This window comes from Pantoea sp. C1E2, assembly GCF_056491465.1.
This window is the reverse complement of sequence record NZ_JBSZHT010000002.1, coordinates 1,825,048-1,843,182: the sequence shown is the minus strand read 5'-3', so window position 1 is coordinate 1,843,182 and position 18,135 is coordinate 1,825,048. Positions and strand designations below refer to the sequence as shown.

Annotated in this window: 19 protein-coding genes and 2 tRNA genes; 12 read left to right on the top strand and 9 right to left on the bottom strand. The window is 53.5% G+C overall.

What is annotated here, in order from left to right; genetic code table 11:
- Positions 1-77 precede the first annotated feature (77 nt).
- A complete protein-coding gene (gene sdiA / locus ACXI0A_RS08855) occupies positions 78-800 on the bottom strand; it encodes an autoinducer binding domain-containing protein (protein WP_224929380.1) in 723 nt (240 codons plus the stop codon).
- Positions 801-1,354: 554 nt separating this feature from the next.
- Between sdiA and ACXI0A_RS08850 the strand changes: the two genes are divergently transcribed.
- Entirely contained in the window at positions 1,355-2,029 is a 675-nt protein-coding gene (locus tag ACXI0A_RS08850) for a DUF4396 domain-containing protein (protein WP_476149307.1), read from the top strand.
- Here ACXI0A_RS08850 and ACXI0A_RS08845 read toward each other — a convergent pair whose 3' ends face one another.
- A complete protein-coding gene (locus tag ACXI0A_RS08845) occupies positions 2,030-2,728 on the bottom strand; it encodes an extensin-like domain-containing protein (protein ID WP_224929385.1) in 699 nt (232 codons plus the stop codon).
- A 284-nt stretch (positions 2,729-3,012) separates the two neighbouring features.
- On the opposite strand from ACXI0A_RS08845, the gene cycA reads away from it, so the two are divergent.
- Complete coding sequence (gene cycA, locus ACXI0A_RS08840; RefSeq protein ID WP_224929387.1) at positions 3,013-4,404, top strand: D-serine/D-alanine/glycine transporter; 1,392 nt, start codon at positions 3,013-3,015, stop codon at positions 4,402-4,404.
- A 41-nt stretch (positions 4,405-4,445) separates the two neighbouring features.
- Here cycA and ACXI0A_RS08835 read toward each other — a convergent pair whose 3' ends face one another.
- Positions 4,446-5,420, bottom strand: a complete 975-nt coding sequence (locus ACXI0A_RS08835) for a metal-dependent hydrolase (protein WP_476149309.1) — start codon at positions 5,418-5,420, stop codon at positions 4,446-4,448.
- Between the two features lie 23 nt (positions 5,421-5,443).
- Positions 5,444-6,079: an HTH-type transcriptional regulator RutR gene (rutR, locus tag ACXI0A_RS08830; RefSeq protein WP_224929394.1), complete on the bottom strand. Its 636-nt coding sequence runs from the start codon at positions 6,077-6,079 to the stop codon at positions 5,444-5,446.
- A gap of 308 nt (positions 6,080-6,387) precedes the next feature.
- Here rutR and rutA point away from each other — a divergent pair, with 308 nt between their 5' ends.
- The 6 genes from rutA to rutG are packed head-to-tail and all read left to right on the top strand — an operon-like array spanning position 6,388 to position 11,341.
- Complete coding sequence (gene rutA, locus ACXI0A_RS08825; RefSeq protein ID WP_476149311.1) at positions 6,388-7,479, top strand: pyrimidine utilization protein A; 1,092 nt, start codon at positions 6,388-6,390, stop codon at positions 7,477-7,479.
- Complete coding sequence (gene rutB, locus ACXI0A_RS08820; protein ID WP_224929397.1) at positions 7,479-8,189, top strand: pyrimidine utilization protein B; 711 nt, start codon at positions 7,479-7,481, stop codon at positions 8,187-8,189. The genes rutA and rutB overlap by 1 nt, the downstream gene beginning before the upstream one ends.
- Positions 8,190-8,233: 44 nt before the next feature.
- Positions 8,234-8,629 (top strand): pyrimidine utilization protein C, encoded by a 396-nt coding sequence (gene rutC, locus ACXI0A_RS08815; RefSeq protein ID WP_200570957.1) that lies wholly within the window; start codon positions 8,234-8,236, stop codon positions 8,627-8,629.
- Complete coding sequence (gene rutD, locus ACXI0A_RS08810; RefSeq protein WP_476149313.1) at positions 8,629-9,432, top strand: pyrimidine utilization protein D; 804 nt, start codon at positions 8,629-8,631, stop codon at positions 9,430-9,432. The genes rutC and rutD overlap by 1 nt, the downstream gene beginning before the upstream one ends.
- A gap of 16 nt (positions 9,433-9,448) precedes the next feature.
- On the top strand, positions 9,449-9,970 hold the full coding sequence (rutF, locus tag ACXI0A_RS08805; protein WP_476149315.1) for an NADH-dependent FMN reductase RutF: 522 nt from the start codon (positions 9,449-9,451) through the stop codon (positions 9,968-9,970).
- Between the two features lie 45 nt (positions 9,971-10,015).
- Entirely contained in the window at positions 10,016-11,341 is a 1,326-nt protein-coding gene (gene rutG / locus ACXI0A_RS08800; RefSeq protein ID WP_476149317.1) for a pyrimidine utilization transport protein G, read from the top strand.
- Here rutG and ACXI0A_RS08795 read toward each other — a convergent pair.
- Both ACXI0A_RS08795 and ACXI0A_RS08790 read right to left on the bottom strand, forming a co-directional pair.
- Positions 11,338-12,252 carry an EamA family transporter gene (locus ACXI0A_RS08795; RefSeq protein ID WP_476149319.1) on the bottom strand — a complete coding sequence of 305 codons (915 nt, stop codon included), beginning with the start codon at positions 12,250-12,252 and terminating at the stop codon, positions 11,338-11,340. The genes rutG and ACXI0A_RS08795 overlap by 4 nt on opposite strands.
- Positions 12,253-12,362: 110 nt before the next feature.
- A complete protein-coding gene (locus ACXI0A_RS08790) occupies positions 12,363-12,527 on the bottom strand; it encodes a con-10 family general stress protein (RefSeq protein ID WP_071845623.1) in 165 nt (54 codons plus the stop codon).
- Between the two features lie 310 nt (positions 12,528-12,837).
- Between ACXI0A_RS08790 and wrbA the strand changes: the two genes are divergently transcribed.
- The 3 genes from wrbA to ACXI0A_RS08775 are packed head-to-tail and all read left to right on the top strand — an operon-like array spanning position 12,838 to position 15,115.
- Complete coding sequence (wrbA, locus tag ACXI0A_RS08785) at positions 12,838-13,437, top strand: NAD(P)H:quinone oxidoreductase (RefSeq protein WP_476149321.1); 600 nt, start codon at positions 12,838-12,840, stop codon at positions 13,435-13,437.
- Between the two features lie 20 nt (positions 13,438-13,457).
- On the top strand, positions 13,458-13,688 hold the full coding sequence (locus tag ACXI0A_RS08780) for a YccJ family protein (RefSeq protein ID WP_038647733.1): 231 nt from the start codon (positions 13,458-13,460) through the stop codon (positions 13,686-13,688).
- A gap of 53 nt (positions 13,689-13,741) precedes the next feature.
- Complete coding sequence (locus ACXI0A_RS08775) at positions 13,742-15,115, top strand: aldehyde dehydrogenase family protein (RefSeq protein ID WP_476149324.1); 1,374 nt, start codon at positions 13,742-13,744, stop codon at positions 15,113-15,115.
- Positions 15,116-15,163: 48 nt separating this feature from the next.
- Here the strand turns inward: ACXI0A_RS08775 and agp are convergent, their stop codons facing one another.
- From agp to ACXI0A_RS08760, 3 genes are all read right to left on the bottom strand, one after another.
- Complete coding sequence (gene agp, locus ACXI0A_RS08770) at positions 15,164-16,786, bottom strand: bifunctional glucose-1-phosphatase/inositol phosphatase (protein WP_476149326.1); 1,623 nt, start codon at positions 16,784-16,786, stop codon at positions 15,164-15,166.
- Between the two features lie 256 nt (positions 16,787-17,042).
- Positions 17,043-17,130 (bottom strand) — tRNA-Ser (locus tag ACXI0A_RS08765).
- A 35-nt stretch (positions 17,131-17,165) separates the two neighbouring features.
- Positions 17,166-17,253 (bottom strand) — tRNA-Ser (locus ACXI0A_RS08760).
- 224 nt (positions 17,254-17,477) lie between these two features.
- On the opposite strand from ACXI0A_RS08760, the gene yccA reads away from it, so the two are divergent.
- The gene (yccA, locus tag ACXI0A_RS08755; RefSeq protein WP_476151106.1) at positions 17,478-18,134 is read left to right on the top strand and encodes an FtsH protease modulator YccA; all 657 of its coding nucleotides are present in this window, start codon (positions 17,478-17,480) and stop codon (positions 18,132-18,134) included.
- The last annotated feature ends 1 nt before the right edge of the window (position 18,135 follow it).

Genomic DNA, 18,135 nt, shown 5'->3' with positions numbered 1-18,135 from the left:
AGCCTGGCAAAGTTCCGGCGCAGGGTAGACAACTGACTAAAGAGTGGGAACTACTAAAATTAGTAGTTGCCTTTTTGCTATATCAGGCCAATTGCCGCCGCATAACACGCAATCTGCGTTTTATTGGAAACATTAAAACGCTTTTGCATATTCTTTTGGTGAAAATTCACCGTATGTTCTGAAATCGCTAAAATCAGAGAAATTTCCGCAGAAGTTTTTCCTTCTGCCGTCCATTTCAATATTTCCAGTTCGCGTTGGCTAAAATCGTTAGATAAAACTGCCATTGAACTATCATTGAGCCGCTCTAGCACGCGCAAACTCAGTTCCGCCAGAAAGTGCAGTTTCACCTCTAGCTGAACGCGTAAGTGTTGAGTCTGACTGTGAAGCGATGATGCTATAGATAATATACCAATGGCACGATTTGGCGCCATGGCTGAACAAGAAAAGCCGCTGTTAAGGCCTGCCGCATTCGCTTCAGCCCATAAATTGCCGGCGCCGGTGAAGAGATCCCTCGTCCATTCCACGCCACGTCCCGCCCGCTGACAAAGTAACAGCACTGGGTCGACTGCATAATAATTTTCGCTTTCGTAGCGCTTAACCCAACTTTCCGGGTAAGTACTGAACAAAAACACGCGCGGCCGGGTAAATGGTACGGGATGTTGAACCAGGAAAGCGAATGAATCGAAACCCATCGCTTCAATGTGTTTTTGTAATAGCGTTTTTACTTGAATCACTTCCGTCAGCGCCTGAAATTCATTTTCAGTTTCGCCACGCCAGACGAAATAATTATCGGTAGTCATTATTGCCTCAGCGTTGTTTCACGCTTTAACTTGTTATTCGTTCTGATTAACACAAAAAATAAATTAACTAGAGAAAAAATATTGATTGAAATGAGAGCAGCCCGCGGGGTAACAATCATAACTATCCTGTTGTCAATGCGTTACCATTATGTGGGGAACTGAAAGCAGAGACATTTTGCCAACTGCTTCACAACTTTAATCCTCTTTCCTGATTAGAATAGGATTTTTCCGAAGGAGTTTCAATCACCCTATTCATCGAAAATTATCATTAGATTGATAAATTTTTAGCATCGTCATTAACTAAAATCACTCACTCTTAAAGCGGATACTGAGGGTAATAGAGGTATTTGTGGGACGAATGGCATTCGGTTCATTCTTAATCCCAGCCATTTCTGTGGTGAGCTGTATGGCGTGATTTCCGTCACCCTCTTTTCCAGCTACGCTTAGAGGATGTGCGGGGGATCACGCCGAGGATTTTTCCAGGGGAAGACGTTACGCCCTCACCCATAATGGCGCATCGTCATGCGTATTCGAGCATCATAACGGGGCTGACTATGATGAACCAACTGGCATTACCTTTCCTTGTTCTGGGCGGTTGCACAGCGCTGATGATTTTAAAAGATCTTTTCCGCCACCCGCATCCGGTGGCCATCATGAATATCATCTGGCCACTAACCGGCCTCTATATGCCCTTCATCGGATGGTTAGCCTGGTGGTATCTGGGGCGAAAACCTTCACGTCAGGTAAAACTCGCGCTGCTGGTTCCGCAAAAAATTCAGAGTAACGCCAGCTGGCAAACAATATTTATTTCTACCTCATTATCCGCTGCAGCCTGTATATTTGGCGACATAATGACCCTACCAATAATCACCATACTAAACCAATTCGCCATTATGCCCACGCTCTGGATGCAGGCGATTATTTGCGTGATAGTTTCATTGGTGGTGGGTTTATTTTTCCAATTCCTGGCCATTCGCCAACGTGAAAAACGTTCATTTGGCCGGGCGTTATTATTAGCATTTAAAACGGAAACTTTTCCGTTACTGATTTATCAATTAGGTATTTTTATCTTTATGGCGCTGGCACTAAAATTTGTTCTTAATCAGCAAATCAATCCATTGCTGGTGGCTTTCTGGTTTATGCTACAGCTGGCCATGATCATCGGTTTCCTATTCTCCTGGCCTGCTAATCATTTCCTGATAAAACGTGGGCTTAATCCCGCCGTCTAGTTAACGACAGTATCCTGCACCGCGCATGCCCAGGTGAAAATGTCCGGCATGCGCGGCGTTATAATCCGGTCCTAATGCATTGCCAAAGGTCGCACAACCGTTACGCCACAATGCGTGAAGCCCTGCCGCCGCATCGTCGGGTTGCTGCCAGTTTTTACTTACCTGCAACCAGCGCCCATTAGCCAGTTGAAATCCTGTCACATCCCATGCATCTGCTGTCGCATGCTCGCTTAAGCGCCCCTGCTGACGATGATAGATATTACGACAGGCGTAACTGCCGACGTGGCTAATGCGCCGTAATGGGCTGTTGATGCCTGCCTGCTGCAATGCGGTGCTGCTGTTGACGACAAACATTGTGCTACTTACCGCCATGGGACAACTGGCAAGAAAACTGCTGCTTAAGGTGACTTCGCCAAATCCACTCACGCGCATAGGTTGTTCTAAAGGACAATCACCTTGCATCGCAGGCACGGTACGAAATTGTACCCACCCCTGCTGGCTGGCACGCTGCATCACTGCCAGACAGGCCGCAGGATCGTGACTGAGCCGCTGCAATTTGTAGCGCATCATCCATCCTGGTGGGTCAGTCACCGACAATGGCGTAAACGGATTCCACTGCGGCGGTAAATGAGTTTTCAACCAAGGTAGACTCCACCAGCCACATAAAGCCAATAGGGCAATCGCTAATAATGCGCGCACTACACCTCACGTTTACTCATTAAAGGAAGACGTAAGTGTAGGTGGCAAAACGAGGAAATGACGCAGAAAAGGCTTAATTGCTGAAGATTTACGCAAACTCACCGTGGATTATGCCATGTAAATATTTACTGACAGACGAAACCCCGTAAAAGGTCACAATTGTAAAAAAACAATTACCGAGAGTTGCAAGCTTTCCACTATCTTATGCCACTTGCCCTATTAAACGGCACGCTATCTAACAGCCAGTAGAGCTGACACAACATCAAAACAGGAAAGATATATTTATGGTTGATCAATCCAAAGAGGCGCTTGTTGAGGCCGAACAGCCGGATAAGCTCCAGCGTAATCTTCATAACCGCCATATCCAACTGATTGCCATCGGTGGCGCGATCGGCACCGGGTTGTTTATGGGCTCAGGTAAAACAATCAGTCTGGCCGGCCCCTCGATCATTTTCGTTTATATGATCATCGGCTTTATGCTGTTCTTCGTGATGCGCGCCATGGGCGAATTGCTGCTCTCAAATCTCGAATATAAATCCTTCAGCGATTTTGCCGCCGATTTACTCGGCCCCTGGGCAGGCTATTTTACCGGCTGGACTTACTGGTTCTGTTGGGTAGTGACCGGTATTGCCGATGTGGTGGCCATCAGTGCCTATTTCCAGCTCTGGTTCCCCGACTTTTCCATCTGGATGAGTGCACTGCTCTGCATAGTTGTTTTCCTTGCACTGAATATCGCGACAGTGAAGTTGTTTGGCGAAATGGAGTTCTGGTTCGCGATTATTAAAATCGTGGCGATTGTTGCCCTGATCGTGACCGGCATCGTGCTGGTGAGCATGCATTACCCTTCACCCAGTGGCAGCGCAGCAGCTCTGAGCAATATCTGGGATCACGGTGGTATGTTCCCGAAAGGATTAAGCGGCTTCTTTGCTGGCTTCCAGATTGCGGTGTTTGCCTTCGTCGGTATTGAGTTAGTCGGAACAGCAGCAGCGGAAACGAAAGATCCGCACAAGGTGCTGCCACGCGCGATTAATGCCATTCCGCTACGTATCATTATGTTTTACGTTCTGGCGTTGCTGGTGATCATGGCGGTGACGCCGTGGAATCAGGTTATGCCTGACCGCAGCCCGTTCGTTGAGATGTTTGTGCTGATTGGTTTACCTGCAGCTGCCAGCATCGTGAACTTCGTGGTGCTGACTTCTGCCGCGTCATCCGCCAACAGTGGTATTTTCTCCACCAGCCGTATGCTGTACGGCCTGGCAGAACAGGGTGTGGCGCACAAAGCGTTTGGTCGTCTGTCGGCTCGAGCGGTTCCCACTACCGGACTGTTCTTCTCCTGCTTCTGCCTGCTGTGTGGCGTTGCACTGATTTACCTGATCCCCGATGTGATGACGGTATTCACCATGGTCACCACGGTATCGGCGATTCTGTTTATGTTCGTCTGGACCATCATCCTGTGCAGCTACCTGGCTTACCGCAAACAGCATCCGCAGCGTCACGCTGAGTCGAAGTTCAAAATGCCGCTGGGCAAGCTGATGTGCTGGGTGTGCATGGCGTTCTTCGCCTTTGTGATTGTCCTGCTGACCTTGCAGGACGACACCCGCCAGGCGCTGATGGTCACGCCGCTGTGGTTCGTCATCCTTACCATGGGCTGGTTATTACGTCGTCGTAAAGCCTGATAACCCTGCTGAAAAAAAGCCCCGAATTTTCGGGGCTTTTTTTATAACCTTTCGCGTAATTTATGCCATGCCTGCGCCAATGATGGTCGCACCGAAGGCTCTCTTTCCGGTGCCGGTTCCGGGGAATGTGCCGATCCCAGATTGAAGGTGAAGGTGTAATTTGGCGCTTCCCCCATCCTCAAATCCGATATCAAAGTATCTTCACCCTGTAGACGCATGGCGTAAAAACCGTGGCTGAACCACGCCACTCGCTCGGCATACCAGTCGCCTTTAAACGCATCGAACAATTGCGGGTTGCGCGGATGCCAATGAATTTCCAGCGCCCGATCGGGTGACAGCATTGACCAGTAAGCTTCTCCGTAGCGATCGGGGGTCATAATTACGGTTCGCCACACCAGGGTATTAAACGCGGTTGGCGTCACCAGCACTTGCTGTGGCTGGATGGATTGCTGGGTTAAGTCACGATTAATATGCTGCGTCGCGATACCCTGCACCACCATACTCCAGCCGAGATATAGGGTACTGATCAGCAAACCCGCCTGATTCCAGCGCAATCCCACCCCGTCACGCCGCCATAACGCCACCAACAGCGCGATCAGCAACGGCAAAGTATACAGCGGGTCGATAATGTACATGCTGCCGATTGCGTAGGGGAAATTGGTAAACGGCAAACCCAGCTGTGTGCCATATACCGTTGTCAGGTCGAGTAAAGGGTGAGTAATCAGGGCCAGCCAAATCGCCAGGCACCAGCCGCGCCAGTGTGGGCGACTGCGCGACACAACCGCAACCAGCCAGACCAACAGGGGCGCAATCAACGTCAGCCACAACAGCGCATGGCTCTCGGTGCGGTGCAGCGTCATATTGCGAATCGCATCGCCGTGATCGATAAACACATCAAGATCGGGTAAGGTACCGACAATCGCACCCACCAGCGCCGATTGCCATAGCGGCACGCGCTTGCCCATCACCGCGACGGTGACCGCCGCGCCCAACGTCAGTTGTGATAGCGAATCCATGCACTCTCCTGGCTAAAGCGGGATCAACGCACGCGGATCCCTTCAATAATCATGCGCTGAACATTCTCCAGCGTTTGCTCGAAAAATTCCGGGTCACTCAGGGTCTGGCCGGTGATCGCTTCAACCTGTGAAGCAAAATCCGCGTAATGTTGCGTGGTGGCCCACAGCAGGAAAAACAGATGCTGCGGCTGCACCCCGGCTAAACGCCCTTCCACAATCCACTGTTCGATGATTGCTGCTTTCTCATCCACCAGCGCTTTTAAATCCCCGGCCAGTTCGCCTTTGAGTAACGGAGCACCCTGGAGCATCTCCAGACAGAACAAGCGCGAGGCCTGTGGGTGATCGCGCGACACTTCCAACTTAAGACGAATATATTTCCGGATGGCGGTCAGTGGATCCTGATCGTGGCGCAGCGCGCGCAATGGTGCCAGCCAGACATCAAGGATCTCTTTCAGCACCGCGATATACAGCACTTCTTTTGAGGGATAGTAGTAGAGCAAATTGGTCTTTGAGACGTCGGCACGCTCCGCCACTTTATCGAGGCTGGTACCGTGAATACCGTATTGTGAGAAGAAGGTTAGCGCCGCTTCCAGTATCGCGGCCCGTTTCGCGGCAACGGCTCGTGAACGTCGGCCCGGCTTTTTTTCATCGTTTTTCACACTGTTACCTCTTCAATCCTGCCTATCAGCATCATAACAAAGCCCCTCTTTCCTGCCTAATCGCTCTCCCTGCACCTTTTTTGACCACGACGCGCATGAAAAACGTGCAAAACGTTTTGACCAAACGGTCTGATTTAGACCAACCACTCCACTTTCACTATCGGACGTTTTTTAACACGTTGTTGTACAAGGCATTTAAAAATGTGGCACAGGCTTTGCAATTTTGTGACGGAGCGCCGCTCGCAGGATGCGTGAAGGAAGCAACGCAGCGCGTAGAGCAATGCCCGTTCAATGCAGAGAGGTTTCACATGAAAATTGGCGTCTTTATCCCGATTGGCAACAATGGCTGGCTCATCTCCACCCATGCGCCGCAGTACAAACCGACTTTTGAACTGAATAAAGAGATTGTGCTGAAGGCCGAGCACTATCACTTCGACTTTGCGCTCTCGATGATTAAGTTGCGCGGCTTCGGGGGCAAAACTGAATTTTGGGATCACAATCTCGAATCCTTCACGCTAATGGCGGGGCTCGCGGCGGTGACCTCACGGATTGAAATTTATGCCACGGCAGCGACCCTGACGCTGCCTCCAGCGATTGTGGCGCGCATGGCCGCCACTATTGATTCGATTTCCAATGGCCGTTTCGGCGTCAATCTGGTCACCGGCTGGCAGAAACCGGAATACGAACAGATGGGATTGTGGCCGGGTGATGAGTACTTCTCCAGCCGTTACCAATACCTCACTGAGTACGTCACCGTGCTGCGCGATTTGTGGGGCACCGGTCAGAGTGATTTTAAAGGTGAATTCTTCACCATGAACGACTGCCGCGTCAGCCCGCAACCGCAAAAACCAATGAAAGTGATCTGTGCCGGACAGAGCGATGCCGGTATAGCGTTCTCCGCGCAGCATGCCGATTACAACTTCTGCTTTGGTAAAGGGGTCAACACGCCTACTGCCTTCGCTCCGACCGCCAGCCGCATGAAAGTCGCAGCGGATAACGCCGGACGCGATGTCGGGTCCTATGTGCTGTTTATGATCATTGCCGCCGAAAGCGACGAAGCCGCGCGCGCCAAATGGGAGCATTACAAAGCGGGCGCCGATGAAGAAGCCCTTGCCTGGCTCACCACGCAAAGCCAGCAGGACACCAAGTCCGGCAGCGATACCAACGTGCGTCAGATGGCCGATCCGACCTCAGCCGTGAACATTAATATGGGCACCTTAGTGGGGTCTTACGCCAATGTGGCACGAATGTTGGATGAAGTGGCAGAGGTTGATGGCGCTCAAGGCGTATTACTGACCTTTGATGACTTCCTGCAAGGCATTGAAGATTTCGGGGAACGTATCCAGCCATTAATGCAGTGTCGTCAAAACGTTATCACTTCGCAGAAGGAGGTTGCCTGATGAATGCCGTGACTTGTGCCCACACGTCAAGTTTGCCGAATATCACCCTGCCCGCCCGGCCTGAAGCGATTGCACTACCGCCGGCGCAGAGTGCCTTGATCGTGGTGGATATGCAAAACGCCTATGCCACCGAGGGGGGGTATCTCGACCTTGCCGGTTTTGACGTCTCCGCCACCAAACCGGTGATCGCCAAAATTCATCAGGCGGTGACCGCAGCACGCGCGGCTGGCATGCAGATTATCTGGTTCCAGAACGGCTGGGACGATCAGTACGTTGAAGCGGGTGATGCCGGCTCGCCGAACTTCCATAAATCGAATGCGCTGAAAACCATGCGCAAGCGACCGGAGTTACAGGGCACGCTGCTGTCGAAAGGCGGCTGGGATTATGCGCTGGTGGATGAGCTGGTGCCGCAGGCAGGTGACATCGTGTTGCCCAAACCGCGCTACAGCGGCTTCTTTAATACCCCACTTGACAGCATGCTGCGCAGTCGCGGTATCCGCCATCTGGTGTTCACCGGCATTGCCACCAACGTGTGTGTCGAGTCCACACTGCGCGATGGCTTCTTCCTCGAATATTTTGGCGTAGTGCTGGAAGACGCTACTCATCAGGCCGGACCGGCGTTTGCCCAACAGGCGGCGATTTTCAACATCGAAACTTTCTTTGGCTGGGTAAGCGACACGGACACTTTTTGTGAAGCCCTGAAAGCTTAAGGCCCATCTCACCTGCAAAACCATAACGATAAGGAACTGCGACGATGCCTAAAAGTGTGATTATTCCTGCCGGAAGCGGCACCCCAATTGCGCCGTTTGTGCCGGGAACGCTGGCTGACGGCGTGGTTTACGTGTCAGGCACGCTACCGTTCGATGCCAGTAACAATGTGGTCCACGTTGGCGATGCGGCGGCTCAAACCCGTCACGTGCTGGAAACTATCAAAAAGGTGATCGAGACCGCCGGTGGCAGCATGAGCGACGTCACTTTCAACTCAATTTTCCTCACCGACTGGAGCAACTACGCCGCGATTAACCAGGTTTACGCCGAGTATTTTCCTGGCGACAAACCCGCACGCTTCTGCATCCAGTGCGGATTGGTTAAACCAGACGCGCTGATTGAAATTGCCAGCGTCGCCCACATCGGGCCGCAGGAGGCGTAATGCACCTTGAGATTCATGGTTTAACCGCTAACGACGCGCCAACGCTGGTGCTGTCGTCCGGTCTTGGTGGCGTAGCGGGCTTCTGGCAACCCCAGTTAGCGGCACTTACACCTCATTATCGCGTAGTGACTTACGACCAACGCGGCACCGGTCGCAGTGCCGATACGCTGCCAGAAGGCTACAGCATGGCGATGATGGCCGCTGAACTGGCTGAGTTACTGGCACAACATGGCATTCATCATTACGACATTGTTGGCCACGCGCTGGGTGGCCTAATCGGCCTGCAGCTGGCGCTGGACTATCCCGACCGTGTCGGCCGCGTCGTGGTGATTAATGGCTGGCTGTCTCTGGACCCGCATACGCAGCGCTGCTTCCAGGTGCGGCAGGATTTACTGCTCAACGTGGGCGTAGAGGCCTTTGTGCGCGCGCAGCCGCTGTTCCTCTATCCGGCCGAGTGGCTGGCTCGGCATCAGGCGCGCATCACCGCTGAAGATGCCCATCACGTGACCCATTTTCAGGGCATGGAAAATCTGCTGCGCCGCTTACATGCATTGATGAACAGTGATTTCCGCCCGCATGCGGCGCGGATTCAGCAACCAGTGTTAGCCATCTGCAGCCAGGACGACCTGCTGGTGCCGTGGAGCTGCTCTCCGCAGCTGGCCCAGGCGCTGCCGAATGGCAGTCTGATTGAGATGCCGTGGGGCGGCCATGCGATGAGTGTGACCGATGCCGATAACTTTAACGCACTGCTGCTGGAATGGCTGGCCGAAACGGCTGCACCTGCGCAGCGCGTGGCGAGTTGAACAGAGGAGGTAAACCATGAGTGTGCAAGAACTGCCAGTGCTGCCAAATGTTGACCGCGATGCTTTTCGCCATGCCATGGCGCGATTGGGCGCGGCGGTCAATATCATCACCACCGACGGCCCTGCCGGTCGCGCCGGATTCACCGCATCAGCCGTCTGCAGTGTGACGGATACGCCGCCCACTTTGCTGGTGTGTCTGAATCGTTCGGCCTCGGTCTGGCCGACCTTTAGGGACAATGGCTATCTGTGCGTCAACACCCTGGCAGCCGGTCATGAAGATCTTTCTACGTTGTTTGGCGGGAAGACGCCGATGGAACAGCGCTTTGCCGCTGCTGAGTGGCATACGCTGGCCAGCGGCTCACCGCTGCTTGACGGCGCCACCGTGTCGTTTGATTGCAAAATCAGCCAGGTGGTCAGTGTTGGCACCCATGACATTTTGATTTGTGAAGCGCTGGCGCTGGTGCGTAACGATGATTCGCATGGTCTGGCGTGGTTTGACCGTGGATATCATCACCTTTTACGGCAGGACGCCCGCTAACGCCGCCCTGCGCGGCCCGGTTCCACCGCTACCCTGGAGAAGACGATGGCGAGTTCCTGGTTCCCCCGCTGGCAGAAAAAGTCAGCCATGACCGAAGATGGGCTGATTGCACCGGATGAAACCCTGCCGTTCGGGCAGACGTTTGTCATGGGCCTGCAGCATGCTGTAGCAATGTTTGGCGCGACGGTGTTGATGCCGTTGCTGATGGGACTGGATCCCAACCTGGCGATTCTGGTTTCCGGCATCGGCACGCTGCTGTTCTTTGTTGTCACTGGCGGCCGTGTGCCGAGTTATCTCGGATCCAGTGCCGCTTTTGTCGGGGTCATTATCGCGGTGACCGGATTCAACGGCCAGGGATTGAACCCCAATCTGGCTCTCGCACTGGGCGGGGTCATTGCTTGCGGCGCACTCTATACGCTGATTGGCTTGATCGTAATGAAAGTCGGCACAGGCTGGATTGAACGCCTGATGCCACCCGTCGTCACCGGCGCGGTGGTGATGGCGATTGGCCTTAATCTGGCGCCGATCGCCGTTCACGGTGTTTCCGCATCGATGTTCGACAGTTGGATGGCAGTGATGACGGTGTTATGCATTGGGGTGGTCGCGGTATTCACAAGTGGCCTGATTCAGCGCTTACTGATTCTGGTTGGCCTGATTGTCGCCTGGGCGATTTACGCCCTACTTACCAACGTGTTTGGCCTGGGAAAATCGGTGGATTTCAGTGGTGTTGCCAATGCACCCTGGTTTGGTTTACCGCACACCACCGCACCGATTTTTGATATGCAGGCGATAGTGATGATTGCGCCGGTCGCCATCATTTTGGTGGCCGAAAACCTCGGGCATATTAAAGCCGTTGCGGGTATGACGGGCCGCAATCTTGATCCCTGGATGGGGCGTGCGTTTGTCGGGGATGGTCTCGCCACCATGTTGTCAGGTTCGATGGGCGGCAGCGGCGTAACAACGTACGCTGAGAACATCGGCGTCATGGCGGTGACCAAAGTCTATTCTACGCTGGCGTTTGTCGCGGCCGCAGTGATTGCCTTAATACTCGGCTTCTCACCGAAATTTGGTGCGCTGATCCATACCATCCCCGGCCCGGTGATTGGCGGCGCGTCGATTGTGGTTTTCGGCTTGATTGCCGTAGCAGGTGCGCGGATCTGGGTGCAGAACAACGTTGATTTTAGTCAGAACGGCAATTTGATTATGGTAGCCACCACGTTAGTGCTGGGGGCTGGCGATTTCGCTTTAAAGATCGGCAGCTTTACTATCGGAGGCATTGGCACCGCGACCTTCGGTGCCATCATTCTTAACGCGATCCTCAAACGTCGCGGTGCCGCACTGGCGAACCAGGCGGCACGGCAGCATCCTTAAGGCTCCAGCGGTGCCTGCTCAGGCACCGTTTTTTTACGGCGAAATCGTAATTCGCTGACGATCACCCCACAGACGATCAGCACGCCGCCCAACAGCGCGGCGGCCGGCAAACGTTCACCCGCAATCCGCCCCACCACCCCTGCCCAGACAGGCTCACCGGCGTAAATCACCGTAGCCCGCGTCGGTGATACGCTGCGCTGTGCCCAGTTCATTGTCACCTGAATCAATGCACTGGCCGCGCCCAGTCCCAACGCACTCAATAGCAATGGCGTCGACATCATTGGGACCGACTCGCCGTTAGGGATCATTAAGACGAAGGCGCAGGCCGATGCCACCATCAGCTGAATCAGCGTCACGCGGCGCACATCAACCTGACCGGCAAAGCGACTGATCAGAATGATTTCAGCTGCGATCGCCAGCGTACTGAGTAACGTCGCAATCTCGCCCGCGTTTAACGTCAGGCTGCCGTCCTGTGGCCCCGCCACCAGCACCAGACCGGTAAACGCCAGCATGATGCCTATCCATGCCATCAGTCCAGGCGGGCGTCGCAGAAATAACCATTGCAGCAATGGCACCACCGGCACATACAGCGCGGTCAGAAACGCCGACTGGCTGCTGGAGATGGTTTGCATCCCCCAGGTTTGTAAGCCGTAGCCAACCGCAATCGACAGGCCAATCAGCGCACCAGCTTTCACTTCAAGCCATGTCATGTTTCTCAGATAACGGCGGAAGAAAAAGGCCAGCAGCAGCGATGCGGTGGCAAAACGCAGTCCCACAAAGAAGAACGGCCCGGAATGCGCCATCGCGCGGTGCACCACTAAAAAGGTGCCACCCCAAACCATGGTGATAAAAATGAGAACGAGTTCCTGGCGCGTAATACGCAGGCTGAGACGGGAGTTTGTAGCGGACATAACGCACCAAAATAGTCGATTGGTGGTCATTTTTGCCTGGTCATGAGGGGAATTGCAATCTTTGTTACCGCCGGGAGAACCCGGCGGAGGGGGAAATAAACACAATCACACTACTTCTTGCTGCGACTGCGTCCCCCTTTTTCACCTGCTTCGGAAGCGCGCTGCGGGTCGTTCCTGAAATTACCGCCGCTATTTTTGCCGCCTTTGCGACCGGCTTCCGCGGCTCTCTCGCGGTCTTCCGCGAAATTACCTGATCCTCCACGATGTTGTGCCATCATTTCCTCCAGGGATTGAGCATCTGTGGTTAGGCCTTTTCATCCAATGTGGTGAAAAGTAAGGGGCGAAGTATTCGCGCGCCCTGAGGAAATATTAGTCAACACAGTCCGATATTCAGCTGATATACATACTTTGAAACATATAATTCACTTATTTTTTATTCAAAAACCAGATTAATATCCAGCTTACAAGCGGTTAGCCCGGTAAAAAGCGCAGCGCGACACGGACCCATCTACCTCCTCCTCCAGCACCTTACACAGTCTCTTCTATACTTCTGAATACTCATCACCCTCAGCAGGATAGAAAACCATGGCAAAAGTTTTGGTGCTTTATTACTCAATGTATGGACATATCGAAACCATGGCGCAAGCCGTGGCTGAAGGCGCAAAGAGTGTGAACGGTGCGGAAGTCACCATTCTTCGTGTACCGGAGAGCATGGATGCGGAGAGATTTGCACAGGTGGGCGGTAAGGTGAACCAGGCGGCGGCTGAAGCAAAACCTGAAGATTTAACCCAGTACGATGCCATCGTCGTGGGTACGCCAACCCGCTTTGGCAATATGGCCGGTCAGATGCGCAATTTCTGGGATCGCACCGGCGGATTATGGGCCTCAGGTGCGCTGTACGGCAAACTCGCCAGTGTATTCGCCTCTACCGGCACCGGTGGCGGTCAGGAACAAACCATTACTTCTGTTTGGACCACTCTCGCCCATCACGGCATGGTTATCGTGCCCATCGGTTATGGCACCAAAGAACTTTTCGATATTTCTCAGGTACGCGGTGGCACGCCTTATGGGGCCACTACTATTGCTGGGGGTGATGGCTCACGCCAGCCATCTGAAGAAGAACTGAGAATTGCCCGTTATCAGGGCCAATACGTCGCCGGACTGGCGGTAAAACTGCAAGGATAAATCCACAACAGGAGACCTTTATGGCCACAGAACAGTCGAAAGCTCACCACGTGGGCGAATGGGCCACGCTGCGCCACACCTCACCTGAAATTGCTGAAGCCATTTTTGAGGTGGCAAATTACGATGAACGACTCGCGGAAGAAATCTGGCGTCAGCAAGGTAGCGACGATGTGCTGCTCCGCGCCTTTGATAAGACCGATCAGGACGTTCTGACGTGGGACGATAAAACGGTCGAACGTAAAAACGTTTAACACGCAGGCGGGCATGTCCCGCCTTTGTCTTTTTTACTGCCAAGGAGCCCCTTATGTCAGCCTATCAAAGCATCAACCCGGCCAATAATCAGTTGCTAAAATCCTGGCCTAATCACGATGACACCGTTATGCAGCAGGCGCTCAGCGCGGCTGATGATCTCTACCACTCTGCGTGGTCCAAAGGGGATATGCAGCCACGTCTGCAGGTGCTGCATCGACTGGCCGATCTGATTGATCAGCGCGTTGACGAATTAGCTGAAATTGCCAGTCGTGAGATGGGCAAGTTAATTGGTCAAAGCCGTGGTGAAGTGAAAATTTGCGCGCAGATCGCACGGTATTATGCCGAGCATGCCGCTCACCTGTTGCAGGCACAACCCTATCCGAGCACGGTAGGCGATGCCTGGCTGGAATATCATCCGATTGGGGTGGTGGTCGCCGTCGAGCCCTGGAACTTCCCTTACTACCAACTGATGCGCGTATTAGCGCCTAATCTGGCGCTGGGAAATCCGGTGCTGGCGAAACATGCCAACATCGTGCCGCATTGTGCGGATGTGTTCGAAAAGCTGGTTGAAGAAGCGGGTGCGCCAAAAGGCGCGTGGACTAATCTGTTTATCTCCAATCAACAAGTCGCTGATCTGATTGCCGATCCGCGCGTGCAGGGTGTCGCGCTGACGGGGTCTGAACGTGCCGGTAGCGCTGTGGCGGAGCAGGCAGGAAAGCATCTGAAAAAATCCACGCTGGAGTTAGGCGGGAATGATGTATTCGTGGTGCTGGACGATGCCGATATTGACGAAGCCGTGCGCCAGGGCGCGCAGGCGCGATTAAGCAACTGTGGTCAGGTGTGTACCGCAGCGAAACGCTTTATCCTGCACGAAAAAATCGCCACTGATTTTATGGCGAAGTTTAGTGCAGCCCTGCAATCTGCTAAAGCTGGCGACCCACTGGATGAGAGCACCACGCTCGGTCCGCTTTCCTCTAAAGAAGCCCGTGATCGATTGGTGAAGCAGGTTGATGATGCGGTGAAGCATGGCGCGCGTGTTGAATTGGGCGGAAAAGTCATTGAAGGCGTAGGTTGTTATTATCAGCCGACGATACTCACCGGCCTTACGCCGCAAAACCCTGCCTATTACCAGGAGTTCTTTGGTCCGGTGGCACAGGTTTATGTGGTGGCTGACGATCGCACTGCCGTCGCGCTCGCCAATGATTCCCACTATGGCCTGGGCGGTTCAGTGTGGACGCGCGATATCCTGCGTGGACGCAACATGGCATCGCAGATCGAGACCGGGATGGTGTTTATCAATTCTCAGAGCGATACCGCCGCAGAGTTACCCTTTGGTGGCGTGAAACGCTCAGGCTATGGACGCGAGTTGTCCGACCTTGGCCTGAAGGAGTTCGCTAATCAAAAACTGGTGGTCGTCGCCGGTTAACGGAAATAAAAAACCCCGTCGCGACGGGGTTTTTTCATTGCTGCAACGTTAGTTGCTGGCAGGAGCCGCTTTTGCCGCCTCGCCTTCCGGCTTGGCTGGCGTAGCATCTGACTGCGCTTTCTGCGCTGCGGCGGCATCGGCTTTCGCTTTGTCGTCCGCCGCTTTCTGGGCGGTGGCTTTCTCAGCTTTCGCTTTATCCTCTGCTGCTTTTTGTGCAGCCGCTTTATCCGCCTTCACTTTCTCTTCAGCTGCTTTAGCATCAGCCGCTTTCTGTGTCGCTGCTTTGTCCGCTGCAGCTTTATCTGCGGCCGCTTTATCTGCAGCGGCCTGATCCGCTTTCGCTTTAGCGTCATCATTGGCGGCAGCAGGCGCAGGTTGTGCCGCTGGCTGTGCTGCAGGGGTTGGAGCAGCCGGCTGCAGCGGGGTGCCCTGCAGTGCAGTATTCAACGCGGTAGCAAACTGATCCCAACTGCAATAACCGTTGGCATCGGCATCACAGCCTGCCAGTTGCAGCGTGACACGCTTCGGCGGGTTTTTCAGGCTCAGCATATCAGCATTGCGCAGTTGTTCCGCGGTCTGATAAACGTATTCCACTTTCAGCAGATCTTTGCTGTTTTTAGCATCGTGCCAGCGCTCAAACACCACCTGGCCACCGATTGGCGTTTTCTCATCGTTGCCCGGCAGCTCGTATGGCTTAACCTGCAAGGCGCTCAGCAGTGAGGCGATATTCGAATCGTGCCCCACCATCACCGTGACTTTCGGTGCGTTCGCTTTGTCCTGGTCCACTAACTGACTGCGGATGTAATCCACCAGCGGTGCGGCCACTTCACGCGCGACATCAGGAGAAGTGAACAACGCATCCTGATAACCATTTTTAATCGCCGCGAGGGATTTCCACTGCTCAGGGGTTTTGATCTGGCCCCAGGCCACCTGATCGGCCGGGAAACCTTCGTAATATTGCAGCGTGAAGGCATCGACCAGTGAATTACCGATTTTCAGCGGTCCATTCACATTAGGCTCTTTGCCATTTTCCGCGCTGAAGGTGTTATCACCGCCGCTCAGATCACACTGTTTTTTGCCGTTACAGGCTGGCGCAGATTTGTAATCAACAATCTTCTCTAACTGCTGGAAAGCCGGTTTCAACGCCAGCTTCTCATTCGCAGCCGTCATCGCTGCCAGTGCTTTCTTATTGAATTCGTCGCTGCCGTCAGTGATCACCGGATTAAAGATAGGATCCATGGTGCCCATCGCATCCTGATGCGTCACGGAAATATCACAGCCAGGGAAGGCGCCAGTAATGAAGTACTGCGCGGTCGCCACCGTACGTTGCAGGCTGTTGGCATAAACAAAGATGTTGCTGCTGTCCGGACAGGTGCCGCTTTCCACCAGCCCCTGCTGTGCCAGCCACTGACGGGTATAGTTACCCATGTAGACTTCCAGCACGCCGCCTTTGGTGGTTAACTCGCCGCCGGGCACATCCCACTGCGGCCAATTCTTCTTGGTGGATTGTTCCAGCACGCTGCCGTTGTTGGCTAACGGTGCGCGCAAATTGTGACGGCTCAGCATCAGCACTTGCTGTAACTGCATATCTCCATCTGCTGCGTAAGCAGACATACCGATCGGGAGCGCAGCGATAACTGACAACGCGCAAAGACTCAGTTTCTTGATCATTGTGCCTATTCCATAATTCATCAGTGAAACACTCTGGCATTCAAACGATTAGCTCGCCATTGAGCGAATTACCGCACAGTGTAACCCAGCTTGCCTCGGAAAATCGCCAGATGTTTACAAAAACCGTGAATGGAATATAGCAGTAAACGCGCGTGCCGTCGGGTTACAGCAGCAGATTGAAAAGCAACGGGATGTTTTTCGGAATTCCGGAACGCAGAAAAGCAAAAAGCCCGCATTTCTGCGGGCTTCTTTAATATGGCGGAGGAACAGAGATTCGAACTCTGGGATGGTTTCCCATCGACGGTTTTCAAGACCGTTGCCTTAAGCCACTCGGCCATCCCTCCGGAAATCTTTTTGTAACTTCACTCTGCAAGAGTGATGGCGGAGGAGGAGAGATTCGAACTCTCGGATGGTTTCCCATCGACGGTTTTCAAGACCGTTGCCTTAAGCCACTCGGCCACCCCTCCGCAATGAGGCGCACTATAAACATCCCCCCGAACGATGTAAAGCGTGGATTGAATCGTTCGCCTGAAAAACAGCCAAAATCCATTTTTTCGCTGTCAAAATCACCATTCTGCTCAGTGAAACAGCAATTTATCGCGTAAAGATGGGTAAAACGACTTTGCTGTCTGGGAGCCGTTGCGTATCCTCAGGCCATATTTGGTGTTCTCTCTCTATAATGGAGCGCATGATGGATAGAATAATTAGCTCGTCACAGCAGCAATCTCTGCTCAGCACCCACAAAGTGCTGCGCAATACTTACTTCTTATTAGGCATTACGCTGGCGTTCTCCGCCCTCACCGCCACACTTAGCACCGTCTACGCGTTACCGTCTCCGGGATTAATCCTGATGCTGGTAGGTTTTTATGGCTTGATGTTCCTGACTCATCGTCTGGCCAACAGCCCGGCGGGTATTCTGGCTGCCTTTGCCTTTACCGGTTTCCTCGGTTATTGCCTTGGCCCAATCCTGAGTTCCTTCCTTGCTGCAGGCATGGGTGATGTGATTGCCATGGCGCTGGGCGGTACGGCGCTGGTGTTCTTCTGCTGTTCGGCATACGTCCTCACCACGCGTCGTGACATGTCGTTCCTCGGCGGCATGATGATGGCTGGCTTCGTGGTGTTGCTGGTTGCAGTGGTAGCGAATATCTTCCTGCAACTGCCAGCGCTGCATCTGGCGATCAGTGCGCTGTTTATCCTGTTCTCTGCGGGTGCGATTCTGTGGGAAACCAGCAACATCATTCATGGCGGCGAAACCAATTACATCCGCGCTACCGTGAGCCTGTATGTTTCGCTGTATAACATCTTTGTCAGCCTGCTGAGCCTGTTAGGCTTCGCCAGCAAAGATTAAG